The 25,907-nt window shown below is 67.2% G+C and carries 24 protein-coding genes; 14 read left to right on the top strand and 10 right to left on the bottom strand.

Features of this window, described 5'->3' with window-relative positions; all coding sequences use genetic code 11:
* Positions 1-9 precede the first annotated feature (9 nt).
* Positions 10-873, bottom strand: coding sequence for an ABC transporter substrate-binding protein (locus tag ACZ9CK_RS17985; RefSeq protein ID WP_476050672.1), 864 nt, complete (start codon positions 871-873; stop codon positions 10-12).
* Positions 874-1,037: 164 nt separating this feature from the next.
* Here ACZ9CK_RS17985 and ACZ9CK_RS17980 point away from each other — a divergent pair, with 164 nt between their 5' ends.
* A complete protein-coding gene (locus tag ACZ9CK_RS17980; RefSeq protein WP_476050671.1) occupies positions 1,038-2,117 on the top strand; it encodes a LacI family DNA-binding transcriptional regulator in 1,080 nt (359 codons plus the stop codon).
* A gap of 24 nt (positions 2,118-2,141) precedes the next feature.
* On the opposite strand, the gene ACZ9CK_RS17975 is transcribed toward ACZ9CK_RS17980, so the two are convergent.
* Positions 2,142-3,290 carry a GGDEF domain-containing protein gene (locus tag ACZ9CK_RS17975; protein ID WP_426300951.1) on the bottom strand — a complete coding sequence of 383 codons (1,149 nt, stop codon included), beginning with the start codon at positions 3,288-3,290 and terminating at the stop codon, positions 2,142-2,144.
* Positions 3,291-3,759: 469 nt separating this feature from the next.
* Between ACZ9CK_RS17975 and ACZ9CK_RS17970 the strand changes: the two genes are divergently transcribed.
* Positions 3,760-6,111 (top strand): FdhF/YdeP family oxidoreductase, encoded by a 2,352-nt coding sequence (locus ACZ9CK_RS17970; protein ID WP_476050670.1) that lies wholly within the window; start codon positions 3,760-3,762, stop codon positions 6,109-6,111.
* Positions 6,112-6,185: 74 nt separating this feature from the next.
* Here ACZ9CK_RS17970 and ACZ9CK_RS17965 read toward each other — a convergent pair whose 3' ends face one another.
* The 5 genes from ACZ9CK_RS17965 to ACZ9CK_RS17945 form a co-directional block, all read right to left on the bottom strand.
* Entirely contained in the window at positions 6,186-6,584 is a 399-nt protein-coding gene (locus ACZ9CK_RS17965) for a VOC family protein (RefSeq protein WP_426300947.1), read from the bottom strand.
* Positions 6,585-6,623: 39 nt separating this feature from the next.
* On the bottom strand, positions 6,624-7,478 hold the full coding sequence (locus ACZ9CK_RS17960; protein WP_476050669.1) for an aminoglycoside phosphotransferase family protein: 855 nt from the start codon (positions 7,476-7,478) through the stop codon (positions 6,624-6,626).
* Positions 7,479-7,579: 101 nt separating this feature from the next.
* Entirely contained in the window at positions 7,580-7,984 is a 405-nt protein-coding gene (locus ACZ9CK_RS17955; RefSeq protein WP_115788903.1) for a RidA family protein, read from the bottom strand.
* Entirely contained in the window at positions 7,981-8,742 is a 762-nt protein-coding gene (locus ACZ9CK_RS17950; protein WP_476050668.1) for an IclR family transcriptional regulator, read from the bottom strand. The genes ACZ9CK_RS17955 and ACZ9CK_RS17950 overlap by 4 nt, the downstream gene beginning before the upstream one ends.
* Positions 8,739-9,800 carry a sugar kinase gene (locus ACZ9CK_RS17945; protein WP_426300941.1) on the bottom strand — a complete coding sequence of 354 codons (1,062 nt, stop codon included), beginning with the start codon at positions 9,798-9,800 and terminating at the stop codon, positions 8,739-8,741. The genes ACZ9CK_RS17950 and ACZ9CK_RS17945 overlap by 4 nt, the downstream gene beginning before the upstream one ends.
* Positions 9,801-9,966: 166 nt before the next feature.
* On the opposite strand from ACZ9CK_RS17945, the gene ACZ9CK_RS17940 reads away from it, so the two are divergent.
* From ACZ9CK_RS17940 to ACZ9CK_RS17925, 4 genes are read left to right on the top strand one after another with little or no spacing between them, the layout of a single operon-like run.
* On the top strand, positions 9,967-11,307 hold the full coding sequence (locus ACZ9CK_RS17940) for a type III PLP-dependent enzyme domain-containing protein (RefSeq protein WP_476050667.1): 1,341 nt from the start codon (positions 9,967-9,969) through the stop codon (positions 11,305-11,307).
* 26 nt (positions 11,308-11,333) lie between these two features.
* Entirely contained in the window at positions 11,334-13,025 is a 1,692-nt protein-coding gene (locus ACZ9CK_RS17935) for an N-acyl-D-amino-acid deacylase family protein (RefSeq protein WP_476050666.1), read from the top strand.
* The gene (locus ACZ9CK_RS17930) at positions 13,022-13,657 is read left to right on the top strand and encodes a bifunctional 4-hydroxy-2-oxoglutarate aldolase/2-dehydro-3-deoxy-phosphogluconate aldolase (RefSeq protein ID WP_476050665.1); all 636 of its coding nucleotides are present in this window, start codon (positions 13,022-13,024) and stop codon (positions 13,655-13,657) included. Before ACZ9CK_RS17935 ends, ACZ9CK_RS17930 begins: the two co-directional genes overlap by 4 nt.
* Positions 13,658-13,680: 23 nt before the next feature.
* Complete coding sequence (locus tag ACZ9CK_RS17925) at positions 13,681-15,072, top strand: GntP family permease (RefSeq protein WP_426300935.1); 1,392 nt, start codon at positions 13,681-13,683, stop codon at positions 15,070-15,072.
* A gap of 322 nt (positions 15,073-15,394) precedes the next feature.
* Here the strand turns inward: ACZ9CK_RS17925 and ACZ9CK_RS17920 are convergent, their stop codons facing one another.
* Positions 15,395-15,949, bottom strand: a complete 555-nt coding sequence (locus tag ACZ9CK_RS17920) for a universal stress protein (protein WP_426300933.1) — start codon at positions 15,947-15,949, stop codon at positions 15,395-15,397.
* Between the two features lie 102 nt (positions 15,950-16,051).
* On the opposite strand from ACZ9CK_RS17920, the gene ACZ9CK_RS17915 reads away from it, so the two are divergent.
* From ACZ9CK_RS17915 to ACZ9CK_RS17900, 4 genes are all read left to right on the top strand, one after another.
* Positions 16,052-16,252, top strand: a complete 201-nt coding sequence (locus tag ACZ9CK_RS17915; RefSeq protein ID WP_426300931.1) for a hypothetical protein — start codon at positions 16,052-16,054, stop codon at positions 16,250-16,252.
* 67 nt (positions 16,253-16,319) lie between these two features.
* Positions 16,320-17,537 carry a serine hydrolase domain-containing protein gene (locus ACZ9CK_RS17910; protein WP_476050664.1) on the top strand — a complete coding sequence of 406 codons (1,218 nt, stop codon included), beginning with the start codon at positions 16,320-16,322 and terminating at the stop codon, positions 17,535-17,537.
* Positions 17,538-17,585: 48 nt separating this feature from the next.
* On the top strand, positions 17,586-18,719 hold the full coding sequence (locus ACZ9CK_RS17905; protein WP_426300927.1) for a WD40/YVTN/BNR-like repeat-containing protein: 1,134 nt from the start codon (positions 17,586-17,588) through the stop codon (positions 18,717-18,719).
* Between the two features lie 8 nt (positions 18,720-18,727).
* Positions 18,728-19,015, top strand: a complete 288-nt coding sequence (locus ACZ9CK_RS17900) for a MoaD/ThiS family protein (protein WP_426300925.1) — start codon at positions 18,728-18,730, stop codon at positions 19,013-19,015.
* 19 nt (positions 19,016-19,034) lie between these two features.
* Here the strand turns inward: ACZ9CK_RS17900 and ACZ9CK_RS17895 are convergent, their stop codons facing one another.
* Together ACZ9CK_RS17895 and ACZ9CK_RS17890 are read right to left on the bottom strand one after the other, a co-directional pair.
* Positions 19,035-19,271 carry a hypothetical protein gene (locus tag ACZ9CK_RS17895; RefSeq protein ID WP_074588815.1) on the bottom strand — a complete coding sequence of 79 codons (237 nt, stop codon included), beginning with the start codon at positions 19,269-19,271 and terminating at the stop codon, positions 19,035-19,037.
* Between the two features lie 188 nt (positions 19,272-19,459).
* Positions 19,460-20,791 (bottom strand): MFS transporter, encoded by a 1,332-nt coding sequence (locus ACZ9CK_RS17890; protein ID WP_476050663.1) that lies wholly within the window; start codon positions 20,789-20,791, stop codon positions 19,460-19,462.
* A 264-nt stretch (positions 20,792-21,055) separates the two neighbouring features.
* Between ACZ9CK_RS17890 and ACZ9CK_RS17885 the strand changes: the two genes are divergently transcribed.
* The 4 genes from ACZ9CK_RS17885 to pcaH all read left to right on the top strand — a co-directional run bounded on the left by ACZ9CK_RS17885 (position 21,056) and on the right by pcaH (position 25,903).
* The gene (locus ACZ9CK_RS17885; protein WP_426300921.1) at positions 21,056-21,826 is read left to right on the top strand and encodes an IclR family transcriptional regulator; all 771 of its coding nucleotides are present in this window, start codon (positions 21,056-21,058) and stop codon (positions 21,824-21,826) included.
* A 203-nt stretch (positions 21,827-22,029) separates the two neighbouring features.
* Positions 22,030-22,914 (top strand): shikimate dehydrogenase, encoded by an 885-nt coding sequence (locus tag ACZ9CK_RS17880; RefSeq protein WP_476050662.1) that lies wholly within the window; start codon positions 22,030-22,032, stop codon positions 22,912-22,914.
* Positions 22,914-24,836, top strand: a complete 1,923-nt coding sequence (locus ACZ9CK_RS17875; protein ID WP_426300917.1) for a bifunctional sugar phosphate isomerase/epimerase/4-hydroxyphenylpyruvate dioxygenase family protein — start codon at positions 22,914-22,916, stop codon at positions 24,834-24,836. The genes ACZ9CK_RS17880 and ACZ9CK_RS17875 overlap by 1 nt, the downstream gene beginning before the upstream one ends.
* A 110-nt stretch (positions 24,837-24,946) precedes the next feature.
* A complete protein-coding gene (gene pcaH, locus ACZ9CK_RS17870; RefSeq protein ID WP_476050661.1) occupies positions 24,947-25,903 on the top strand; it encodes a protocatechuate 3,4-dioxygenase subunit beta in 957 nt (318 codons plus the stop codon).
* The last annotated feature ends 4 nt before the right edge of the window (positions 25,904-25,907 follow it).

The raw sequence follows: 25,907 nt of genomic DNA, 5'->3' as shown, positions 1-25,907 counted from the left end.
CCTGCCCGCCTACTTGCTCGGGGCGGGAGTAGCCGTTTGCTCGGCCTTGGGCAGGTACTGTTCGGGCATCGGAGAACCGGGGAACCACTTCTGGTACAGCTTCTTCCAGGTGCCGTCCTCCATCGCTTCGGCCAGGCCCTTGTTGAGGGCCTCCTTGAGCGCGGTCTTGCCCTTCGCCATGGCGAATCCGGCAGGAGCGTCGAAGGACGGGATGTCCGCCGCGCTGATCAGGCCGTGCTGTTTCTCGTAGGACTTGGCCGCCTCGTAGTCCAGGAAGTGGGCGTCCACGGAGCCGTTGTTCAGCGCGGCAATCGCGGTGTTGTTGTCCGGGAAGCGCACCAGGTTCGCCGAGGTGAAGTTCTTCACCGCATAGGCTTCCTGGAGGGTTCCCTGGACCACGCCCAGACGCTTGCCGGCCAGGCCGTTTGCATCCTTGATGCCCGAGGTCTCGGTGGTGATGACGGTCAGGTAGCCGGCCAGGTAGCCGTCGGAGAAGTCAACTGTTTCCTTGCGCTTGTCCGTGATGCCGATGGCGGCCACGCCGACATCGAACTGGCCGTTCGCCACCGCCGCCAGCAGGCCGGAGAAGTCCTGTCCGGTGAAGACGACGTTGTCCACGCCTGCGCGGTGGGCCACATCCTTGAACAGTTCGACGTCGAATCCGGTGAAGTTGCCCTGGGCGTCGGCGAAAGTGTACGGCTTGGCGTCGCCCAGGCTTGCAACCCGGATGGTGCCGGGCTGGATGAGTCCGTAAGAGTTGCCCGCCGTCGAGGTGGTCGCGGGGGTCGATCCGCCGCAGCCGGAGAGTGCCAGGAGTGTTGCAACGGCTGCCGCAACGATCACCCCCGGGCGGAAGTTCAGTCGTTTGGTCACAGCATTTTCCAATCGTGGGAGCAGGAGGCGCCTTTGGCCTTTGGTAGGTGAGTCCTTGTTGAGTCCGGTCTCACCCGCTAGGATTGAGACCGGACTCACATCGGGGTTGATTAGAAATGTAACCTAAGCCACAGTGGCCGTCAAGGCCCTTCCGGAAGGCCAATATGAGCAGCAACAATCCGCGGCGGCGCGACGTCACAGTCGCCGACGTCGCCAAAGCCGCGCAGGTTTCCAAAGCCCAGGCCGCGCGCGCCCTGGGCAATTACGGCGCCGTGAGCGACGACGTCCGGGAGCGCGTGCTGGCTGCCGCCGAGGAACTCGCGTACCGGCCCAACGAACTTGCGCGCAGCATGAACACGGGCAAGTCGAACACCATCGGCGTGGTGGTGGGTGACATCGAAAACCCGCACTTCGGCCTCGCCACCCGCGGCATTACCGACACGGCAAAAAAGGCCGGTTTCAACGTCATCCTGATCAACACGGACGAGGACGTCTCTGCCGAGGTGGACGCCGTCCAGGTGCTTCTGGACAAGCGCGTGGACGGCTTGATCGTGGCTCCAGCGTCCTCGCTGAAGACCGGCCACCTGCAGCGGGTGCAGGAAGCCGCCCGCCCCCTGGTCCTGCTGGACCGCGCGGCCGGCGGGCTCGCTGCCCAGGCGGTGGCCGTGGACATGACGGAGATCGCCTACGAATCCACGCGCTACCTGCTCTCAGAAGGACATCGCCGGATTGCCTTCATCTCCACCCTGAAGACGGACGCCCCCTTCGCCGGAGGCATGCTCCTGGATTCCTCGCAGATCGCCGAGCGCCTGGACGGGATGGGCCGGGCACTGGGAGAGGAAGGGCTGGCGCTCTCCGCTGATCTGGTGCGCCTGAACGCTGGCGACGCCGCGTCCATCCGGAGCATCACGCGCGACGTTCTCCTCATGCCTGAGCCGGCCACCGCCGTCGTGGCTTCCGACGGCCTCATCGCCCTCAGCGTCATCGAAGCGATCCAGGAACTCGGACTATCCATCCCGGGAGACGTCTCGTTCCTGATGTACGACGATTTCGCCTGGACGAGGCTCACAACCCCACCCCTGACGGTCATCGCGCAGCCTGTGTACGACATGGGCGTGGCCGCGGCCAGCGCCCTGATCCGGCAGATCGAGGGGCGGAAGCCGACTGCGGCGCCGGACCTGGCCGCCCGGCTGATCAAACGGGGCTCGGTAGGTGCGCCGAGGACCGTCAAGGCCTACAGCTGACCGGATCCGTGGACGATGGCGCCGCTACGGCTGCCGGCTCGCGAAGACCACCTTGTTCCTGCCGAGGGCCTTGGCCTTGTAGAGCGCGGCGTCGGCGGCCTCGACCATCCGCGGAAGGTTGGCGTCGGCGATTGCGCTTGCCGCGACGCCGTAACTCACGGTGGGGAACACGACGCCGGGGGGCGCCGGCGAGTTGGCCAAGGCCCGGCTGATCACGGCAGCGATAACCTCCCCGGTTTCCTGTTCGGCTCCCGGGAGCAGGATGAGGAATTCTTCGCCACCGTACCGGCCCACGAGGTCGGTGGAGCGGATCGATGCCACGGCGGCGGAGGCGAACGCCTGGATCGCGGCGTCACCCGCTGCGTGGCCGTACTTGTCGTTGAGTGCCTTGAAATTGTCCAGGTCCGCCATGATCAACGTGGAGGCTGTTCCGCTCGAGTCCATGCGCTGCACTTCGCGGGCAGCCAGTTCCATGAAGGCCCTGCGGTTGAGGACGCCCGTGAGGCTGTCCCGGTTGGCGCGCTCGTTGAGGCCGTTGATCAGCTGGGCGTTGCTCAGCGCCGTCATGCTGAAGGACACCGTAACCAGGAGGCCGATGGTGAGCAGGCTGGTGACCGCGGGGCTGAAGTAGCTCCGGAAGAACGGCCCATCAGGTCCTTCCATGAGGTAGACGGGCCAGCGGCAAAGGTAGAAGGCTGCCAGGACGCCTGAGCCGACGGCCAGCGAGCGGTTGACGTAAGAGCTGCGGGGTTCCAGCAGCACAAGCTCGCGTGTTGCCAGGCCCATGCCAACGGCCATCAGGCCCAGGTACACGAGGCCGCCGGACCATTCGTTGGACTCCGGATGCTCCAGCACCGAAGCCACGGCCGTGACCACGGGGGCCGCGATGATCTGCCATAGCGGGGTGGGCAGCAGCCTCAACGAGCGGGCGCCGGCCCAGACGCTGAATGCCCCGCCGACCACGAAGGCGTTGCCGAGCGGGTCGGCCCAGACCTGGTGCGGAGTTCCGGTCAGAAGGAACGCCAGGTTCCCCGCCAGGAAGGCCACAAGCGAAATGCACCACCAGCCGCTGTACTGTGACCGCGTCTGGCGGAACGACGCGAAGAACAACAAACACAGGATCACTGTTACAACCCCGAGAGCCACCCTCAGGCTTAACGTATCGAGTTCCATGCCCTACCCCCTTGCCGAGGCTCAAGCTTAGGGCATTACGGCCGCCAACTGGAGTCAAGATGAAGCAACGGGATGCCCCGAACCGCCGCAGCGAAATGAAGGCACCGTGCGCGGGAGTCAATCGGGCCGCCAAGGCGTTGAATAGATGTAGCAGAAGATTTCCTCCCAAGGCCTTGGACCACGGTTTTTTGAGGCGGGGTCGGCGACGTGAGAGCTCCACGGGGCCCGGGGCCCGGGGCTCTCCCCCCAGCCGTCGTCGGCCCCCCCGGAACGTTCGACGGCGGCACCCGCCACTGCTTGCAAAGGCGCGGTGCCGCCGTCGAACCTTGTGCAAAGCCGTGATTGCGCCGCCATTTCCGGGGTCCTGCCTGTAAGCCCGCGGCCCTGCGGGTGGCCTTTGGGGCTGGTCCTGTCACGCCTGCCGGGTCTAGGCTCCAAAACGACGGCGTGTGCCCCGCACGCCCCGACCGTGGGTGGGTGGAACAGCTTGGACGCCTTCGACAACAAGCAGCAACTGGACGGTTTGGAAGCTACTGCGCGGGATGGCGGTGGGGAGGCGGCCAAGGGGAAGCCCGGGTTCAGCGGTCCGTACCACCACCCTGCGGCCGGTTGGGGAGCCGCAATGAGCGTGGGACGGATCCTGCTCCGTGAACGCACCCTGCTGGACGGCCCCCGGGCCATTTTCCGCATGAACCATGAGGGCAAGGGCTTCGACTGCCCGGGCTGTGCCTGGCCGGACGACACCAAGGGCCTGCACCTGGACATCTGCGAAAACGGCATCAAACACGTCACCTGGGAAATGACCCACAAACGGGTGGGCCGTGAGTTCTTCGCGGAGCATTCGGTGGAGGAACTGTCCGGATGGAGCGAATTCGAGCTGGAGAACAAGGGCCGGCTGACCGAGCCGATGGCCTACGACGCGGCCACGGACCACTACGTGCCGATCACCTGGGACGACGCCTTCGAGTTGATCGGCCGCTCCTTGCGGGAACTGGACGATCCTAACCAGGCTTCGTTCTATACCTCCGGGCGGCTGGGCAACGAGGCGACGTTCCTCTACCAGCTCCTCGCGCGGGAACTGGGCACCAACAACCTGCCGGACTGTTCCAACATGTGCCACGAAGCCAGCGGCCGCGCGCTCAAGGCGGCCCTCGGCACGGGCAAGGGGACGGTGGACCTGGCGGACTGGGAAGCCACCGATGCCCTGTTCATCATGGGCGTGAACGCGGCCTCGAACGCGCCCAGGATGCTGACCGCACTGGCGGAAGCACACCGCCGCGGGGCGCAGATCGTGCACATCAACCCCCTGGTCGAAGCCGCCGCGAGCCGCACGATCGTTCCGCATGACGTGCTGGACATGGCCGTCTTCCGCTCCACGAAGACCAGCACCCTGAACCTGCAGCCGCGCATTGGCGGCGACATGGCACTGATGCGCGGCATGGCCAAGGCGATCCTGGAAATGTCCGCCACCGACGCCAAGGCGCTGGACAAGGAGTTCATCGAACGGCACACCGCCGGTTTCGAGGAATACCGTGCCGTGTGCGAGGCCACCCCGTGGGATGACATTGAGCGGCAGTCCGGGCTGTCCCGGGCCGACGTCCTCAAGGCCGCCCGCGTCTACCGCAACGCCGACCGCAGCATCATCAGCTGGTGCTTGGGCATCACCCAGCACGAGCATGGCGTGGACACTATCCGGGAAATCGTCAACGTCCTGCTGCTGCGCGGCAATCTGGGCCGCGAAGGCGCCGGACCCTCGCCCGTGCGCGGACACAGCAACGTCCAAGGCAACCGGACCTGCGGCATCGACCACCGGCCCGCCGAGCAGTTCCTGGCCCGGCTGGACGAAGTATGCGGCATCGAATCCCCGCGCGGGCACGGCCTGGACACGGTGAGGACCATCGAAGCGATGCACCGCGGGGACGTGAAGGTCTTCGTAGGCATGGGCGGAAACTTCGCCCTCGCGGCCCCGGACACCCCGTACACCCAGGCCGGGCTCCGCAACTGCGAGCTGACGGTCCACGTGAGTACCAAACTCAACCGCAGCCACCTCGTCCACGGGCGCCAGGCCCTGATCCTGCCGTGCCTCGGCCGCACCGAGAAGGACGAACAGGCCAAGGGGCTCCAGAGCACCTCGGTGGAGGACTCCATGAGCATGGTCCATCTTTCGGTCGGCATGAAACGCCCGGCATCCCCGCAGCTGCGCTCCGAACCGGCCATCATCGCCGGCATCGCCAAGGCCGCCTTGCCGGGGAGCAAGACGCCCTGGGACTGGTACGTGGGGGACTACGACCGCATCCGGGACACCATGTCCAAGGTGCTGGATGGCTTCGAGGACTTCAACCGCCGCGTCCGGCTTCCGCTCGGTTTCCGGCTCAAGCAGCCCGCCCGGGAACTCGTGTTCGGTACGCCTTCCGGAAAAGCCGGCTTCTCCTCCGCGCCGCTGCCGGACGTCATCCCCGCTTCGGGAACCATCGCCCTGGGAACCATGCGTTCGCACGACCAGTGGAACACCACGATCTACTCGGACAACGACCGTTACCGCGGGATCAAGAACCTGCGCACCCTGGTCTTCATGAACGCCCAGGACATGGCGGACCGGGGCATCAAGGAACTCGACCCCGTGGACATCGTGAGCACGGCGAAGGACGGATCCGTGCGCTCGTTGGAGGGCTACCTCGCGGTCCCGTACGACATTCCACGCAGCTGCGCGGCCGGCTACATGCCTGAGATGAATGTCCTCTGCGCGATCGGCGACTACAGCACGCAGAGCGACCAGCCGATCATGAAGCACCTGAAGGTCACCATCACGCGCAGCGCCTGATCCAAAGCCCGACGGCGGCACCCGGCCTTGCCGGTCAAGGTGCGGTGCCGCCGTCGGGCTGTTAACCCGTGCTGCTAAGCCGCGGGCCGGCTCACGAGCTGGATGAGGTTCCCGCAGGTGTCGTCGAGGACGGCGGTTACCACGGGGCCCATGGGGGTCGGTTGCTGCGTGAAGGCGACGCCCTTCGCTTCGAGTTCCTGGTGGGCGGCCTCGACGTCGTCAACGGCGAAGGACGCGGCCGGGATGCCGTCTGCCTTGAGCGCCTGCTTGTAGGCCTTCGCCGCGGGGTGCTGGTCCGGCTCGAGCAGGAGCTGGGTGCCCTCGGGTTCGCCTGCGCCGACCACGGTCAGCCACCGGTAGTCCCCGACCGGCACGTCTTCCTTGGGTACGAATCCCAGCTTGTCGGTGTAGAACTCCAGGGCCTTGGCTTGGTCGTCGACAAAGACGCTGGTCACATGGATCCTGGCCTGCATGGGCATCTCCTTGCTGGGTTCCGGTTGTGTGTACCGATCCTACGGGGTGGTGTCGACGGGAAGGCCGGCAAGTATTCGCTGGACCATTTCCACGCCGGCCTGACTGAAGGCGTAGTCTCCGATGCCGTGGCCCCACACCACCGTTCCCATGGCCTGGTTCAGGTTCTCAAGCTGCCAGATATCGCTTTCTGATTCCTCGATGCGGTTTTTCAGCCCGGCCATGAAGGCATCGGCCAGGGCCGGCCGGCCCAGGAACTGCTGATGGGAGAGCCTGACGAGGTCGTGGACCCAGGGGCGGGCATCTGCGCGGCCAAAGTCGATTACTTTGATGCGGCTGTTCTCCTGCAGCCAGTTCCTGGGCTGGTAGTCGCCGTGCGTGGTGACCAGATGCACCGGCCCGGGGGAGAGCGCCGCGAGTCGCTTGCCGAGGTGCTCGAGGGTGCCCGCATCCAGCAGGCCGCGGCCCTTCTTCATCAAGAGTGTGGTGGTGTAACTGAGCTTCTTCGCGTACTCCGTTGAGACCGTGACCGGACGGTGCAACCGGGCCAGCAGGACTCCGGCCTGGTGGTATGTCCCCGGATCGTCTTCGGCCGGCGTGCCCTCCACAGGTGCGCCCGGGAGGAATTCCGTGACGAGGATGCCGGCGTCCGCGGAAGCATGCCGAAGTGTGGGAAAACTCCCCTTCGGTCCGGGCATCCCAAGGCTGTGGGCGGCGATTTCCCGGCGGATGTGGTGGCTGGTGGTGCTGGCCTTGACGATGAAGCTGCCGTCCGCTGACGAAACGTGCAGGACGGCGGTGTCCTGCAGCGGCCAGGAGTGGTCCTTGAGGACGGAGTACGGTCCGAGCCATTGGCTCAGCAGCGAGTGTTGCTCCTCCGTGATCCCCTGCGGCATGGTCCCAGCATGCCACGCCCCTCCCGGTAGCACCGGCGCAAAAGCCCGACGCCGGCACGTCCACCAAAGGTGCGTGCCGGCGTCGGGCGTTAAGGCGAAAACTAGGCCGTGACAGCCAGGGCGTCGATCTCGACGAGCATTACCTCGTGCGGCAGGTCGACGAAGACCGTGGTGCGGCTGGGGAGCTGGCCGCTGGGGACGTTCTCGTTGATGAACTCGCCGTAGACCTCGTTCATGGCGGCGAAGTCGTCGCGGGTGGTGAGGTAGACGCGGAACATGATGACGTCTTCAACCGAGGAGCCGCCGGCTTCGAGGATGGCCTTGACGTTCTCCAGGGTGCGGCGGGTCTGGACGCGGACGTCGCCGTCGCCGATGTACTGGTTGGTGGCCGGGTCCATGGGGCCCTGGCCCGACACCTGGAAGATGCCGCCCTTCTTCACACCCTGGGAGAAGGTGTGGGCCGGGGCGGGGGCGTTGTCGGTGCGCACGATGGTCTTGGCGCTCATACTGCGTTCCTTTCGGTTGGGGTCCAGCCGAGATCTTGTGAAATGGCTGCTGTGGTTTCGGTCAGTTCGGGGAGCAGGCCCATCAGGCCCTCGTAGTCGAGCATGACGATCGGCACGGAGCAGGATGCCGCGGCCACCACGGCGCCGCTCGCATCGCGGATGGGGGCCGCGATGCAGTGCACGAACGCTTCGTGCTCGGCGTTGTCATGGGCCCAGCCCTGCTTCCTGACCACGTCCAGCTCGGCCAGCAGTGCCTCGGGGGAGGTCAGGGTGTTCTCGGTGACTTTGACATAGTCCAGTCCGGCGGCGATCTTCTCCTGCCGGGCGCGCGGCAGGTCCGCCAGCAGGACCTTCGCGACGGCGGCCGAGTGCAGCGATGCCGTCAGGCCGATCCGCGAATACATCCGCACGGGATGATGGGACTCGAACTTGTCGATGTAGACGACGTCCTTGCCCTCGAAGGCCGCCAGGTGCACGGTGTGCCCGGTGCGGGCATTCAGCTCGGCCAGGTGCGGGCGGGCCACCTCGCGGATGTCCCGCTGCTCCAGGGCCAGGGAGGACAGCTCGAACAGCTTGGAGCCGAGCCGGAAACGCTGCTCGTCGTCGCGCACTACCATACGCTTCTCCTCCATGGCGTGCAGGAGGCGCATCACCGTGGTCTTGTGCACTGCGGCGCTCTTGGCGAGTTCGTCCAAGGTTGCAGGTTTCGCTGCGAGCTCGTTCAGCAGCTCGATCGCGCGCAGCAGGCTCTGGCTCACGGGGCCACGCTCCCTTCGGTCGGGGACGCTGTGCCCGGGGACGCTGTGCCCGGGGACGCTGCCGGCACCTCGAAGTGCCCGGTGGTGACCCGGATTCCGGCCCATTGTTCATCGCCGCAGTCCAGGATCGCTGCGAGTTCATCGGCCTCGGGAAGCGGGCCGCGGTCTCCGTGCACCGTCAGGGTGCAGGCCGCGGCGACGTGACCGCGGCGCAGGCTCGCCTTCTGGCTGAGCCCGAACAGCACGCCGCTGAGGTATCCGGCGGCGAAGGAGTCCCCCGCGCCCACCGGTTCCACCACCTCCACGGAGAGTGCCGGCACTTCGTCGCGGCGGCCGTCCCGGTGCAGCGCGATGGCGCTGATGGCTTCGTTCTTGATGACGACGACGGCGGGATCCGGCATGAGCGCGCGGAGCTCGCTTTCGTCCGTGGTGCCGAAGGCGTGTTCGGCTTCGTCTTTGCCCACCAGCACGATGTCCGCGAGGTTGGCCAGTTTCTGCAGCACGGACTTGTCCTGCCCGGCCCAGAGGGCGGGGCGCCAGTTGACGTCGAAGGTGATGAGCCGGCCGTCGCGCGGGGCCTTGAGGAGGAGCTCGAGGAGGGCGCGGCAATCGGCGGAAAGGGCGGCGGTGATGCCGCTGAGGTGGATGAGCCCGGCTTTCTCGATCAGCGCCGCGACGGCCGGGTTCGCCAGGGTGGACGGGGCCATGGCGGAGGCGGCGGAACCGTGCCGGTAGTACAGGACCGAACTGCCGGCGTCGGGATCCGATTCCTGGGCGGGAACCTTCACGTACAGCCCGGTGGGCAGGCTGGAATCCACTTCGACGCCGGTGACGCCCACGCCGTGGTCCCTGAGGTCTTCGATGATCCGGGTGCCGAAGCCGTCGTGGCCCACGCGGCCCACCCAGTGCGCGTCGAGGCCCATCGCTGCCAGGCCCATGGCGACGTTCGATTCGGCTCCGCCGATGCTGCAGTGCAGCTCCTCGGCCCGGTCCAGCGGAACCCCGTTCACGGGGGTCAGCATGGCCATGGTTTCGCCTATGCAGACAGCTGTTGACACGAAAGCTCCCCTAACTCCAGGTATACCGAAGGCCTTGACGCCCAATCCGGGACCATGTTAGACATATCTGCAACAGCTTTGCAACCAGCGTTGCAAAATACGCAACGCAGATCCTTGGGGCCGGACAATGACCGACCGGCCCCGTGAAAGGAACAGATTGGTGAACATGTCCGCCTCCGAAGCCGGATCAACAGCCTCCGCCATCGCCGCCGACGCCGTCGCGCGGCTTTCTTCGGTTCCGCTGAGCTGGCGGCACAAGGCCGTGCCCGCCGCCGCAAACGGAACGACTGCCGGCGACTTCGTCCATGCGCGCCACACGCTGGCGGAGCTGCAGACACCGCTGCTCACGCTCGACGCCCGCGCGCTGGAAAGCAACGCCGACCGCCTGGCCGCCTGGTGCGCCGAACAGGGCGTCCGGCTCGCCCCGCACGGCAAGACCACCATGGCCCCGCAGCTCTGGGCCGAACAGCTCGAACGCGGCGCCTGGGGCATCACCCTGGCCAACTACGCCCAGCTCCGGGTGGCCCGCGAATTCGGCGTGCGCCGGCTCCAGCTGGCGAACAGCCTCACCGATCCGCACGCCATCGAATGGGTCGCCTCGGTCGTGGGACCGGAGCAAACCATCGTGTCCTGGGTGGATTCGGTGGCCACCGTTGAGCTGATCGGCAGCACCCTCGAAGCCGCCGGAAGCCGCGCCGTGCTGGACGTCCTCGTGGAGCTCGGCGCCCACGGCGGACGCACCGGCGCCCGCGGCATCGAGGCCGCCCTTGAGGTGGCCCGGGCCGCGGCGGTCTCGCCGCATGTCCGCCTGGTGGGGGTCAGCGGCTACGAGGGGTCGCTGGCCCACACCGCCGACGCCGACGCCCTGGCTGCCGTGCGCGGCTACCTCGGGCAGATGCTCCGGCTGCACGAACGGCTGCTCGCGGACGGGCTGTACGGCTCCGACGAGCTGATCGTCACCGCCGGCGGCAGCGCCTACTTCGACGACGTCGTCGACGTCCTCTCGCCCTGCATCACGGAAGGCGACGGCGCCGGGAATGGTAAGGGCAAAAGGGTCGAGCTGCTTATCCGCAGCGGCGCCTACATCATCCACGACGACGGCTTCTACCGCGTGATCTCGCCGTTCTCCCGGCACGGCGGCAAGCCTTTCAGCTCCGCCATGCACGGCTGGGCCCGCGTGGTATCCCAGCCGGAGCCCGGCCTGGCCCTGCTCGACGCCGGCAAACGCGACCTGCCGGTGGACGAGGGCCTGCCGCGCCCGCAGCTGATCGGGCCTGCGCTCGGCGGCCCCATGAGCCCGCTGGAAGGTGCCGAGATCACCGCGGTCAACGACCAGCACTCCTTCCTGAGCTTCGATCCCGCCACCACCACGGTCCGTTTGGGCGACGTGGTGCGGCTGGGCCTCTCCCACCCGTGCACGGCCTTCGACAAGTGGACTCTGATCCCGGTGCTGGCCGATACGGATGGTGACCAGACCGTCGTCGACCTCATCCATACCTTCTTCTAGGAGCGCATGACCTTATGGAGAACAGGATGAAGACACTCATCAGCAACGCCGTCCTCATCGACGGCACGGGCGAGGCCCGCCGGAACGCGGACGTCCTGGTGGACGGCACCGTGATCGCAGAGATCGCCGACGCCGGCAGCCTCACCGCCGCCGGGACCGGCGCGGAACGCACCATCGACGCCACGGGACTGGTCCTCAGCCCGGGTTTCATCGACATGCACGCCCACTCGGACCTGCAGCTGCTGGTCAACCCGGAGCACTACGCCAAGCTCAGCCAGGGCGTCACCACCGAACTCCTGGGCCAGGACGGCCTCTCCTACGCGCCGGTGGACGATGCCACCCTGGCCGGCATCCGCCAAAAGATCGCCGGCTGGAACGACAACCCGGAGGACTTCGACTGGGACTGGCGCACCGTGGGGGAGTACCTGGACCGCCTGGACCGCGTTGACGAAGACCGCGTTGACGAAGACCGCGTTGAGAACGACGGCGGCCGGATCGCCACGAACGCCGCCTACCTCGTGCCGCAGGGCACCGTGCGGGCGCTCGTCATGGGCTTCGACGAAGGCGAGGCGACCCCGGAGCAGCTGGAGCAGATGCGCGAGGTGGTCCGGACCGCGATGGCGGAGGGCGCCGTCGGGATGTCCTCCGGCCTGACCTACACGCCCGGCATGTACGCCACCACCGAGGAACTCGGGGCGCTGTGCAGCGTGGTCGGCGAGCTGGACGGCTTCTACGCCCCGCACCACCGCTCCTACGGCAAGGGAGCCCTTGCCGCCTACGCCGAGATGATCGGCCTGAGCCGCGACACCGGCTGCGCCCTGCACCTGTCCCACGCCACCATGAACTTCGCCGAGAACAAGGGCCGCGCAGGCGAACTGCTGGCCCTCATCGACGAAGCCCTGGACGCCGGCGTCGACATCACCCTGGACACGTACCCGTACCTGCCCGGCGCCACCACGCTCTCGGCGATCCTGCCCAGCTGGGCCTCCGCCGGCGGCACGGACGCCACCCTCAGCCGCCTCCGCGACCCGGAGAGCAAGGCGAGGATCCGCGAGGCCGTGGAGATCTACGGCTCGGACGGCTGCCACGGCGTGGTGGCCGAATGGGACACCCTGGAAATCAGTGGCGTCCAGAACCAGGCGCTCGCCGGGTACGTCGGCCGCACCATCGCCCAGATCGCGTTGGACGAAGGCCGCGAACCGTTCGAGGTCTTCACCCAGATCCTGCTCGACGACCGGCTCGGCACCGGCATCCTGCAGCACGTGGGCCACGAGGAAAACGTCCGCGCCATCATGGTGCACCGCACGCACACCGGCGGCAGCGACGGACTGCTGGTGGGCGGCAAGCCGCATCCCCGGGCGTGGGGCACCTTCCCGCGCTACCTCGGCCACTACAGCCGGGAGCTGGGCCTGATGAGCCTGGAGGAAACCGTCCACCACCTCAGCGGGCGGCCGGCCGCGCGGCTCAAGCTCGACCGCCGCGGCCTGGTCCGCGAAGGCTACGCCGCGGACCTGGTCCTGTTCGACCCGGAGACCGTCCGCGACACCGCCACCTTTGAAAACCCCCGCCAGGCAGCAGCCGGCATCCATTATGTGTTCGTCAACGGCACCGCAGCGATCGACAGCGGGCAGCCCACCGGCGCGCGGGCCGGCCGTGCCCTGCGCCGCAGCCCCGACGGCCGCACGCGAACAGCCCGAAAAGAAGGTACCCAAGCATGACTCCCGAAGAATTCATCCAGCAGCTCGAGGCCGACCGCACCCTCGCCGTCGTCCGGGCTTCCGGCATCCCCGACGCCGCCGAGCTCTGCCGCGCCCTGGCCTCCGGCGGCATCCGCAGCGTGGAGCTGACCTTCACGACGCCGGACGCCCTTACCCATGTGCGCCGCGCCGCGGACACCGCATCGGAGCACGGCGCCGCCGTCGGCATCGGCACGGTCCTCACCGCGGACCAGGCCAAGGCCGCGATCGACGCCGGCGCGAAGTTCCTGGTCACTCCGGGCCTGCGCCCGGAGGTGGCCGAGGTGGCCGTCAAGGCCGGTATCCCGTTCAGCCTCGGCGCCATGACACCCACCGAGGTGGCCCAGGCCCTGGATCTCGGATCCGCAGCCGTGAAGATCTTCCCGGCACGCCAGCTCGGACCGGTGTACCTGAAGGACCTCCAGGGCCCGTACCCGGGCATCAAGCTCCTGCCCTCGGGCGGCATCGACGCCTCCAATGCCAAGGGCTACCTCGACGCCGGAGCCGCCGCGGTCTGCTGCGGAACCAGCGTTGTGCCCCCCGCCGCCGTCGCCGCCGGCGACTGGGCAGACATTTCAGCCAGGGCCGCCGCGTTCACCGGCGCCCTCAAGTAGGAACCCACCGGAAAGGAAAATCAATGAATGAATTCCTGGACTGGCTGCGGCACGACACAGCCGGCCTGCTCCTCCTGGCAGGGGTGGGCATCGCGCTCCTGCTTTTCCTGATCATCAGGCTCAAGGTCGAACCGTTCATCGCCCTGGTGGGCACCAGCGTCCTCGTGGCCCTCGTAGGCGGCGTGACCGTCGAAGCCCTCGTCGGTTCCCCCGTCAAGAGCGGCGATGCCCTCATTGAAAAGGGCTTCGCCGGCATCCTCGGCCACATCACCCTCATCATCGGCCTCGGCACCGTGCTCGGCGCCATCCTCGAACGATCCGGCGGCGCGGAAGTCCTGCTCGGCAAGCTCGTGAAGGTCTTCGGCGAGCGGGGCACCCCGATTGCCATGGGTGTCACCGGCTTCGTGCTGGGCATCCCGGTCTTCTTCGACATCGGCATCTTCGTCCTTGCACCGCTGGTCTACGTGGCCGCGGTGCGTGGCGGGAAGTCGCTGGCCCTGTACGCCCTGCCGCTCCTCGCGGGCCTCTCGGTGACCCACGCCTTCCTGCCCCCGCACCCCGGCCCCGTGGCCGCGGCCGGGCTCTTCCACGTGGAGCTCGGCTGGATCATCATCATGGGCCTCGCCTGCGGCATCCCCGCCTGGTTCGCCTCCGGCATCCTCTGGGGCACCTGGATCGGCAAGCGCGTCTATGTCACCGTCCCCGAAGACCGTGTGATCCCGGAGGCCGAGGAAGCCAAGGGGCACGAGCCGCCCATGAGCCTTGTGGCACTGGCCATCGGCCTGCCGATGCTGCTGATCCTCGGCGCAACGTTCGGCAACGTCTTCCTGCCCCAGGGCACATTGCGCGACGTCCTGGTCTTCTTCGGCAACCCGGCCATCGCCCTGACGGTCGCCGTCGCGCTGTCCATGTGGCTGCTCGGCATCCGCCGCGGCATGACAGCCAGGGACCTGTCCGAACTCAGCTCCGCCTCCCTGAAGCCGGTGGGCATGATCCTGCTGGTTGTCGGCGCCGGCGCCTTCTTCGGTGCCGTGCTCTCGGCAACCGGCGTGGGCAAGGCCGTTGCGGATACCCTGTCCACGGCCGGCCTCCCGGTGATCCTCTCCGCCTACGTGATCGCCTGCGGCATGCGCATCGCCCAGGGCTCGGCCACCGTGGCCATCGTGACCACCGGCGGCATCCTGGCCCCGGCGCTCACGGCCGGTCAGTACTCCCAGCCGCAGCTCGCCTTGATCGCCATCGCCATCTCCTCCGGCTCGATCATCGCCAGCCACGTCAACGACGGCGGCTTCTGGATCATCTCCAAGTACTTCAACATGTCCGTCAAGGACACCCTGAAGACCTGGACGGTGCTGGAAACCGTGCTTTCCGTGGTCGGTTTCGGCATGGCGGTGCTGCTGTACCAGTTCGTCTAGCCTGACAGCCCCCGACGGCGGGTGGCCACCCCGGCGCGTTAGCCGCCCGGGTGGCCACCCGCCGTCGTCGCTGCCCACACGGCTCAAACAAAGACACTGCTAAGACCGCGACACGGGGCTTAAACAAAAGAGCTCCGGAGTGCGTTATTGGGGGATACGCACTCCGGAGCGGCCTTTGGACAGGTGCCTTGCGGTTCCTGCTGACAATCAGCTTACGTGCCGATTTCCCGCACCGCCACCACCTCGAATAAGTACTTTTGCTTTAGTTTCAACCGTCCTGTTTTGGCCTTCCAGGCCCGTTCCCGGGCGGTTTCGTGGCGCGTCACGACGCGGCGGAACCGTCCTCGCCGTCCTCGTCCATCTCGTCCCCGGCCCGGTGCGCGTGCCGGGCCTGGACCGCCTTGGCGAGCGGCACGATCAGCACCGGCCGGCTCTGGTGGTGGCTCAGCCAGGACGCCACCGAACCGTTCAGGGCCTCGGAGATGCGGTGCCCGATCCCGGGCTCCGGGCTGCCCACGATGATCATGGAGGCGTTGAGTTCCGCGGCGAGCCGGCCGATCGCCCGGGCGGGATCGCCGGCCAGGAGCCGCAGGGTCCATTCCAGGCCGCTGCCCTGGGCGAGTTCGGTAATGCGTCCCTTCAGTCCCTGGCGCACGGCGGCGATGTCGGCGTCGTCCTTTTCCGGGTGCAGGGACAATCGGTGGGTGTCCCGGGAGGGGTCCCATTCGACGAGGTAACTGGCCTCGTCCACATAGGCGCACACCAAGGGCGCGTTGAGGCGCTGGGCGAAGGTGGCTGCCGTCTGGAACACCTCGGGATGCTGCTCCGGCACAATGCCGAGAAGCAACGGGTCCCGTCCGCTGAAGCCGTCAGACATACTCAAATTGTCGCGCGATGCCAGGCCAATGAACAGGCTTGGCGGACCTTGAAGAGTGCCCCGGCCGGGCCTAGCGTTAAGGCACAGAAAGGGGTGGTCCGCGTGGAAATCTTCATGTGGTGGCTGGATCTGGACTTGGAGCACAAGGAATGGCTGCGGGAAAACCTTCGGGTCACGGAGCTGCCTTTGACGGTCCTTCAGGGAATCGCTGAAGCGGGCGGACCGCATCCGGACGATCCCGGCGGCGGCCTGAGTGCGGCGGACTGGGACTTCATCGAAACCCAGTCGGAGTTCGTGGACTAAGGCAGGCCTGCTGCTGTTGACGCCGTGCGTAGGCTTTAAGCGAATGGCTTTCGCTTAAAGATTTCCAATGGAGGAAAACAGCATGATGGGCACCGCTTCGGAACAACTCGGCATCAGTGTTCGAAACTGGCAGGAACCGGGCAACCTGGCGTGGTCGTTCCTGCACATGGATGAGCTGTTTCCGAGCGCGGTGATCCGCGCCGGGGGTGCGGCCGCCAGCAGTGCCGGACCGTCCGGCGTCGGGCCCGGAGCCCGCAGGCTCAAAGAACTGACCGTCACCCTGCCCGATGGTTCGGTCGATACCGTTGCTGGCGTCCTGGCGGGAACAAACACGGATGCCTGGCTGGTCATGCACAGCCGCGAGGTCCTCGCCGAGGAATACTTCGGCGGAATGGATGCCGGAACCAGGCATCTGCTGATGTCCGTCAGCAAGTCCGTTGTTTCCTCGGTTGTCGGCGTCTTGGTTGGGCAGGGAAAGATCGACACCGCGCGTCCGGTGGAGCACTACATTCCCGAGCTAGTCGGCAGCGGCTACCGGGGCGCCACCGTGCGGGACCTGCTGGACATGCGCAGTGGGATCAGGTTCTCGGAGGAGTACCTCGACCCGTCTTCCGAGGTGCGGCAACTAGATGAGGCCGTGGGCTGGGCACCGGCGCGCGGCGGGGCCGCAACACTCAAGGAATTCCTGCCGACGCTCGAGCTGGCGCGGGAGCACGGCGGTCATTTCGAATACCGCAGCTGCGAAACCGACGTGCTCGGCTGGTTGTGCGAAGCGGCCAGTGGCCGGCCGTTCGCCGAACTCGCCTCCGAGGTGCTGTGGCTGCGGCTCGGGGCCCGCCATGACGCGTTCATCACGGTTGATTCCTCCGGCACCGGCATGTTCGATGGCGGAATCTGCGCCACCCTCGGCGACATGGCCCTGTTCGGCGCCATGATCCGCGACGGCGGCGTCTCCCTGGGCGGCGAACGCGTACTGGACACCGCCTGGGTTGACGACATCTTCGCCGGGGGCCCGGACTCCGCCGAGGCATTCGCGGCCGGCAAGGAATCCGAGGGCATGCCGGGAGGCCGGTACCGCGGCCAGTTCTGGTTCCTGTCCGACGACCCTGACACGGCTTACTGCCTCGGCATCCACGGGCAGATGGTCTACATCAACCGGCGCACCGGCGTCGTCGGCGTGAAGTTCTCCTCAACGGCGCTGCCCGTCGACCCCGTGGCGGGCCCGGCGGCCGCGGCGATGTTCGAGGCAATCAGCGCAGCATTGGGGCCCGCCACGAAGCCGTGAGGCCAGCGGCAAAGAAAACCGTTGCGGCCCGCAGGTGCGGATGGTTGCATGGGGACCATGGCTAACGCAGAGAGTTACATCTTGGCGATCGGGACCAAAAAAGGCTTGTGGCTGGCGCACAGCACGGACCGCAAGGAATGGTCCCTCAACGGCCCGCACTTCCTCATGAGCGAGATCCCCAGCATCGGGATCGATACCCGTGGGGATTCCCCGCGCATCATGGTCGGCGTGCGGTCCGAACATTGGGGGCCAACGGTTGCCCACTCCGATGACCTTGGCGCCACCTGGACCGAACCGGAACAGGGCGCCATTTCCTTTCCCGAAGACACCGAGGCCGCCCTGGAGCGCGTCTGGCAGATCTACCCCGACGCCGAGTCCCGGCCCGGCGTCGTCTGGGCCGGTTGCGAGCCGATTTCCGTCTGGAAGTCCACCGACGGCGGTGAACACTTCGAACTGAACCGCGGGCTGTGGGACCACCCGCACCGCAGCGAATGGGGCGCCGGCTACGGCGGCGCCGCAGCCCACTCGATCGTGGTGGACCCGAGCGGGGAGAAGGTGCACATCGCCATGAGCACCGGCGGCGTCTACAGATCGCTCGACGGCGGTACCTCCTGGGAGGCCCGGAACAAGGGGATCTCGGCCTACTTCATGCCGGACCCCAACCCGGAGTTCGGCCAGTGCGTGCACAAGATCGCCGCGGATGCTGCCGTCGACGGCCGCCTCTACGCGCAGAACCACCACGGGGTGTACCGCACCGATGACGATGGCGAGAACTGGGAATCGATCGCGGAGGGCCTGCCCGCCGACTTCGGCTTCGTGATGCTCACGCACCCGCGCCGTTCCGGAACCGCATGGGTGGTCCCGCTGAAGGCCGACGGCGAGCGGATACCGCCGGACGGCCGGCTCGCCGTGCACCGGACCGACGACGCCGGCAGGTCCTGGAAGCGGCTTGAGACCGGGCTGCCGGACCACGAGTACAACTCGGTGCTGCGCGACGCCGCCTCGGTGGACACGGCGGAACCGGTCGGCGTGTACTTCGGGACGCGGGGCGGCGCGGTCTACGCCAGTGCGGATGAGGGCGAGAGCTTCACCGAGGTGGTTTCGCACCTGCCGGATGTGCTCTGCGTCCGGGCCGCAGTGGTGTCGGACGCGGTTGTGCCCGCGGCTTCGGTTCCTGCGTAGGAGCGCCGTTGGCTGACATCACCGTGGTGCTGCCGAGTGTCCTGCAGCCTCTCGCCGGCGGGCAGTCCGTGCTGACTGCGCCCGCCGGCGGTGCCGTGACGGTGGGTGCGCTGCTTGACGCTGTGACCGGAGATTACCCGGTGCTTGCCCGGAGGCTCCGGGACGAAACCGGAACCCTGCGCCGCTACGTGAATATTTACGTCAACGGCGAGGAAATCCGGCGCTTGAAAGGCTTGGAAACCGAAGTGGCTGCCGGCCAGGAGGTGTTGATCATCCAGTCCGTGGCCGGCGGTTGAGACGGTTGGGCGGGCTGGCTCAGGCAACTCGCCAGAGGGTGCATTCGTCCGTGTTGATGGCCTTGCGCAGGCCGCTCAGCTGGTCCATGATCCATACGACGCCGATGCCCGGCGCGGTCTCCTGGACGCTTCCCCTGCGGATGACGACGTCATCGTACGCGGGTCCAACGGAGAGGCGGGCCTCGATGTGGTCGCCGCGGTGCAGCTGGTCGAGGGTGCGGATTCGGGTGGTTCGGACTGGTACTTCCTTCAACATGGTGGCCTCCTTGGCTGGAGCTGCCAGCGTTTGCCGGCACTTCCAGTGTGGAGGGCGAATGTTGCAAGGCGGTTTCGGCTCCGTTTAACCCGCGCGAACGTACAGTTGAGGCCCCGAAATCCGAAGATTCGGGGCCTCAACTGTACGTTCGCGCTCCAGGGAAGGGGCGACGGCGGGTGGTGCGGTTCCTACCTCGAGCCGAGTTCCGCCGTCGGGGTCTTGAAGGACTCGCGGGCGGTGAGCGCGGAGACTGCGGCGACCAGGCAGATGGCGCCGGTGAAGAGGCTGATCTGCACCCAGCCGCCGGCCTTGGTGCCGCCGATCGCGGTGACGATTGCCGGGGCGAAGCCGGCCATCAGGAAGCCGAGCTGGGTGCCGATGGCCAGGCCGGAGAAGCGCACCCGGGTGCTGAACATTTCACCGTAGAAGGACGGCCACACGGCATTCGCGGCGGCGTAGCCGAAGGAGAAGTAGGCCACGGAAACCAGGAACATCAGCGGAACCATGCCCGACTCGAGGGTCAGCAGGAACACGGGGGTCATGACGGCGCTGGCCAGGGCACCGTAGATGAACACGGGCTTGCGGCCGATCCGGTCGGCGAGCTTGCCGAAGAGCGGCTGGGTGCCGAGGGCCACGATGTTCGCGACCACCACGAGCCAGAGGGTAATGGTGCTGCTGACGTGGGCCACGTCCTGGGCGTATTTGATGGCCAGCGTGCCGAACACGGTGCTGACGGCGGCAATGAACGCGCAGCAGACAACGCGCAGTACGTCGCGCCAGTGCAGCTTCAGGAGGTCGGCCACGGGCAGCTTGGAGATCTGGTGGTGCTTCTTGGCCTCGGCGAACGCCGGCGGCTCGTGCAGGGTGCGGCGGATGAAGAAGGCCACCAGGACCACCACGGCGCTCAGCCAGAACGGGACGCGCCAGCCGATGCCGTACTTGATCTCGTCCGGAAGGGCGACCACGGGGATGAACACGAGCGCCGCGAGGATCTGGCCGCCCTGGGTGCCGGTGAGGGTCCAGGAGGTGAAGAAGGAACGGCGGTGGTCCGGCGCGTGCTCAAGCGTCATCGAGGATGCGCCGGCCTGCTCGCCCGCGGCGGAAAGGCCCTGGCACAGCCGGGCGAACACCAGCAGGGCGGGTGCCCACCAGCCGATGGTCCTGAAGTCAGGCAGGCAGCCGATAATGAAGGTGGCCGCGCCCATGAGGACCAGCGTGAACATTAGGACCCGCTGCCGGCCGATCCGGTCGCCGAAGTGGCCCAGGATCACGGCGCCCACCGGCCGCGCCACGTAGGCGAAGCCGAAGGTCGCGAAGGACATGATCGCCGCGTTGGCATCCGCACTCGGGAAGAAAACGTGCGGGAAGATCAAGGCCGCGGCGGAGCCGAAGATGAAGAAGTCGTAATACTCGACGGCGCTGCCCAGGAAGCTGGCGAGGGCAGCCTTCTTCGGGGTCCCCGGCTGCGTTGTGCCTGCGGTGCCGGCTCCCGGCGTCGTAGACGGGATCGTGTGACTCATGGTGTTCCTTCGGTGTGACGACGGTGTCGCATCTGGATGAAGCGGGGGTCCGTGGCGCTTCCCCGGCTGCTCTTCATGAGGCCGGTGGGAGGCGGTCCGGTGAACGTCTCGGCTGAGAGCCCTGACTGGAGGCTTCAGCGATACAGCTCCCACAATGTGGGAACTGTTTTTGCAATATAGAAATGATGACTGTGAGCGTGGTCACCTGTCAAGAAATCTTCTCACGATCTAGCTAAAGCTCTCACGATGTGGCAATCTTTCCCCATGAGCGTCAAAGAGGACACCAAAACAGACATGATCGGCAAGGCCCTGGGCCTCCTGGTGCTGCTGGGCAATGAGCCCAAAGGGGCCAGTGCCTCCGAGCTTTCCCGGCAGGCCGAACTGCCCTTCAGTACCACCTACCGCCTGCTCGGGTCCCTGACGCGCGACGGCTTCGTGGACTACGAACCGGACGGCCGCCGCTACCATCTCGGCCTGCGGGTGTTCCAGCTCGGCCAGCGCGTCTCCAACCATCACGGCTTCGCCGGCACGTCCCGTCCCATTCTGCAGAAGGTGACCGAGGGGACCGGCGAGGCCACCATCCTCGCCGTGCGGGACGGCCACCACCACCTCACCGTGAACAAGGTGGACGGGCCGCAGATGTTCCGGGTCACCAGCGACCCCGGATACCTCGGCAAGCTGCACACCACCGCCGTCGGCAAGGCCCTGGTGGCCTTCGCCCCCGACGACGAACGTGCCGAACTGCTCGAGGAGCTCGAACTGGAGCCACTCACCGAATTCTCCATCACTGACCGCGACGCCTTCCGGGCCGAAATCGAGAAGATCCGCCGCCAGGGCTTTGCGCTCATGGACGAGGAAAACGAAGTGGGCATGCGGGCCATTGCGGTGCCGGTCCTCAATGCCCAGGGTGTCGCCTTCGCCTCGCTCGCCACCGCCGCCCCGGTGTTCCGGATGACCGTGGAGCAGCTCCAGGCCGTGGTCCCCCTGCTGAGGGATGCCGCCGCGGAACTCTCCGCGCGCCTGCCGCAGCGCTGACGGGTTGCGCGAGCGTACAGCTGAGGCCCCAAATCTGCGGTTTTGGGGGCCCCAAGTGTACGTTCGCGCTCATCTGCCCGAAGCTTGTTCGCGATTAGAACACTAGTGCAATATGTGAACATGTTGTGTAAGCTGGTTCATACCGCAAGGCGCCGGGCTTCACGGGAACCCTCGCCATCGGAATTGTCAAAGGAGCAATGAGCATGAGCACTCGAGCCGAGTCCTATCTGGTGGGCCTGATCGGCGAGGGCGTCACGCCTTCCCTCTCGCCTGCCATGCACGAGCGCGAGGCGGACCGCCAGGGCCTGCGCTGCCTCTACCGCCCCATCGACCTGCTCGAACTCGCCCTGCCGGGTGCCGCCGTCGGCGATCTCCTCACCGCAGCGCACCGCCTGGGCTTCAACGGCCTGAACATCACGCACCCCTGCAAGCAGCTGGTACTGCCGCACCTGGACGAAATCTCCGACGACGCCCGCCGCCTGGGTGCCGTGAACACCGTGCTGATCCGGGACGGCCGCTTCATCGGGCACAACACGGACTTTTCCGGCTTCGCCGCCGCACTCGCGGGCGGCCTCCCGGGCGCCGCCCTGGACCGGGTGGTGCAGCTGGGCGCCGGCGGTGCCGGGTCCGCCGTCGCGTACGCCCTGCTGTCCGCGGGCGTCCGCATCCTGGACCTGGTGGACACGGACCCCGCCCGCTGCGCCGAACGCGCCGCCGAACTTTCCGGCTTCTTCCCGGAGGCCACCGTGACGCCCCGCTCGACGGCGGAGCTGCCGCAGCTCATGCCGCTGGCCGACGGCCTGGTGCACTGCACCCCGGTGGGCATGGCCGCGCATCCGGGCACCCCGCTGGACATGGCCCTCGTTGAAGCGCGGCACTGGGTGGCGGACATCGTCTACCGGCCGATCGAGACGCAGCTGGTGCATGAGGCCCGTGCCAAGGGCTGCCGGGTGCTCGACGGCGGGCGCATGGCCGTGGGCCAGGCCGCCGACGCCTTCCGCATCTTCACGGGCCGCGACGCCGACGCCGGCCGGATGCGCGAACACTTCCTCGAACTGATCGCCGCCGAGGACACGGTGGCCGCCTGATGCGCACCGGGATCGCCACCGTCTGCCTCTCCGGCACGCTCAAGGAAAAGATGCAGGCCTGCGCCATTGCGGGCTTCGACGGCATCGAGATCTTCGAACAGGACCTCGTCACCTCCGCGCTCAGCCCGGAGGCCGTCCGCACCATGGCCTCCGACCTCGGCCTGGGCCTGGACCTCTACCAGCCCTTCCGCGACTTCGACAGCGTCCCCGAGGAACTGCTCCGCGATAACCTGCGCCGCGCCGAGGCCAAATTCGAGCTCATGTCCCGCCTGGGCATGGACACCATGCTGGTGTGCAGCAACGTCGCCACCGCCGAAATCGACGACGACGACCTTCGCGCTTCCCAACTGGCGGAACTCGCGCAGCTGGCCGGGGAGCACGGCGTGAAGGTGGCGTACGAGGCGCTGGCCTGGGGCAAATACGTCAACGACTACGAGCACGCCCACCGCCTGGTGGAGATGGTGGACCACCCGAACCTGGGCACCTGCCTGGATTCGTTCCACATTCTTTCCCGCGACTGGGACACCGCACCGATTGAGAAGATCAACGCGGAGAAGGTCTTCTTCGTGCAGGTGGCGGACGCACCGAAGCTTTCCATGGACGTGCTCTCCTGGAGCCGCCACTACCGGGTTTTCCCCGGGGAGGGGCAGTTCGAGCTCGCCAAGTTCATGGGCCACGTGGTGCGCGCCGGCTACTCCGGGCCGGTGTCGCTGGAGGTCTTCAACGACGTCTTCCGCCAGTCCGACGTGGAGCGGACCGCCGTGGACGCGATGCGCTCGCTGATCTGGCTGGAAGAACAGAGCGCCAAATGGCTGGACGCGAACGACGCCGGTGCTGCCGCAGCCTCCGCCGCCGGAGCCTCCGGGGCGGGCCCGGCGAAGGTGACCGGCCGCCGTCGTTATCCGATGGAACTGGCCACGCTGCCCAAGGTGGCCGAACCGGCCGGCTTCAACTTCGCGGAGGTCAAGGCGGACGACACCGCCAGCCTCGAGAAGCTTCTGGGCCAGCTGGGCTTCGAGTTCGAGGGCCGGCACCGGACCAAGGACGTGCAGCTGTGGACCATGGGCCACGCCCGGGTGATCATCAACGAACAGGCGCCCTCGCACACCGAGCCCGCCATCGCGGCGCTGGGTTTCGATGTCGACTCCCCGGTGATTTCCTCGGCCCGCGCCCAGCAGCTCAAGGCCCCGGTGGTGCCGCGCAAGGTGCAGGCAGACGAGGAAGTCTTCCAGGGCATCGCCGCCCCGGACTCCACCGAGATCTTCCTGTGCCAGGGCAGCCCGGACGGCACGGCGGCCTGGACTCATGAGTTTGGAGACGGCGTCTCCTCAGTTGCCGGAACGGGTGCCGTGATCGACCACGTGAACCTGGCCCAGCCCTGGCAGCACTTCGACGAAGCCGTGCTCTTCTACACAAGCGCCCTGGCCCTGGAACCCGCGCCGTTTGCCGAGGTGCCCAGCCCCTCCGGCCTGGTGCGCTCGCAGGTCATGCAGACCACGGACCGGGCCGTGCGCCTGGTCCTGAACCTGGCTCCGCTGATCCAGCAGGATGACACAGGACAGCAGGTCGGCAGGCACAAGAGCTACCAGGAACACATCGCCTTCGCGGTGGACGACCTGGTGGGACTCGCTCGCGCCGCGAGGAGCCGCGGCCTGGAGTTCCTGGAGATCCCGGCCAACTACTACGAGGACCTGGCCGCCCGCTTCAGCCTGGAGCCCGGCTTCCTGGCCACCTTGAAGGAGCTCAACCTGCTCTACGACCGCGATGCCAGCGGCGAATTCCTGCACTTCTACACCGCCACCGTGGGCAGCGTGTTCTTCGAAATGGTGGAACGCCGCGGCGGCTACGACGGTTACGGCGCCCCCAACGCCCCGGTGCGCCACGCCGTCCAATACGACCACGCCCGCAGCTCCCCCAACTGACTCGCATTTGTTGTCGTTTTGAGCCCTCAAAACGACAACAACTGCCAGCTAGTTGGGGAAACCGACCCCCGAAACGCAACCACCAAGTACGCAACCGAAAGGAGCCGGCCATGACCATCGACGCACATGGCACGCACCGCGCCGACAGCCGCCCGGAGCAGGACGCAGCTGTGCCGGGCATCGCTGCGCAGGACGCAGACTGGCAGGACGAAAACAACGAGCTCGTTCCGGCCGCCGAAGCCCATGCGGCCCACGTCCTGGACGCCGCAGCCGAGTCGCAGGCGGACATCAGCGCCGAAATCGCCGCGCTCGGCGAGGCCTACCGCCGCGAACTTGGCGACGGCGCCGCCCCGGAGACCCAGCCCCGCCTGGACTTCGCCCCGTACCGCAGCTCGCTCCTGCGCCACCCCACCAAGAGCCTGCACCACGCGGACCCGGAGACCATCGAGCTGTACTCGCCGGCCTTCGGCCACCAGGACGTGCACGCCCTGGAATCGGACCTCACCATCCAGCACAACGGCGAACCCCTCGGCGAGCGGATCATCGTGGCCGGCAAGGTGCTCGACGGCGACGGCCGCCCGGTCGCCGGCCAGCTGGTGGAGATCTGGCAGGCCAACGCCGCGGGCCGCTACATCCACAAGCGCGACCAGCACCCCGCCCCGCTGGACCCGAACTTCACGGGCGTGGGCCGCTGCATCACGGGCCCGGACGGCTCCTACCGCTTCACCACCATCAAGCCCGGCGCCTACCCGTGGAAGAACCACCTCAACGCCTGGCGCCCGGCCCACATCCACTTTTCCCTGTTCGGCCAGGAGTTCACGCAGCGGATCGTCACCCAGATGTACTTCCCGGGCGACCAGCTCTTCCCGCTGGACCCGATCTACCAGTCGATCGTCGACCAGGACGCCCGCGACCGGCTCGTGGCCAACTACGACCATGAGCTCACCGGACCCGAATGGGCCCTTGGCTACACCTGGGACATCATCCTCACCGGGTCCAAGCGGACCTGGACCGAAAACGAAGCGTTTGGTACGGCCGGGGACAGCATTGATGAGGCAGAGGAGTAGGCAG

The organism is Arthrobacter sp. TE26545 (assembly GCF_056279005.1).
The sequence above is the reverse complement of the archived record's forward strand: the minus strand, read 5'-3'. Positions and strand labels throughout refer to the sequence as shown.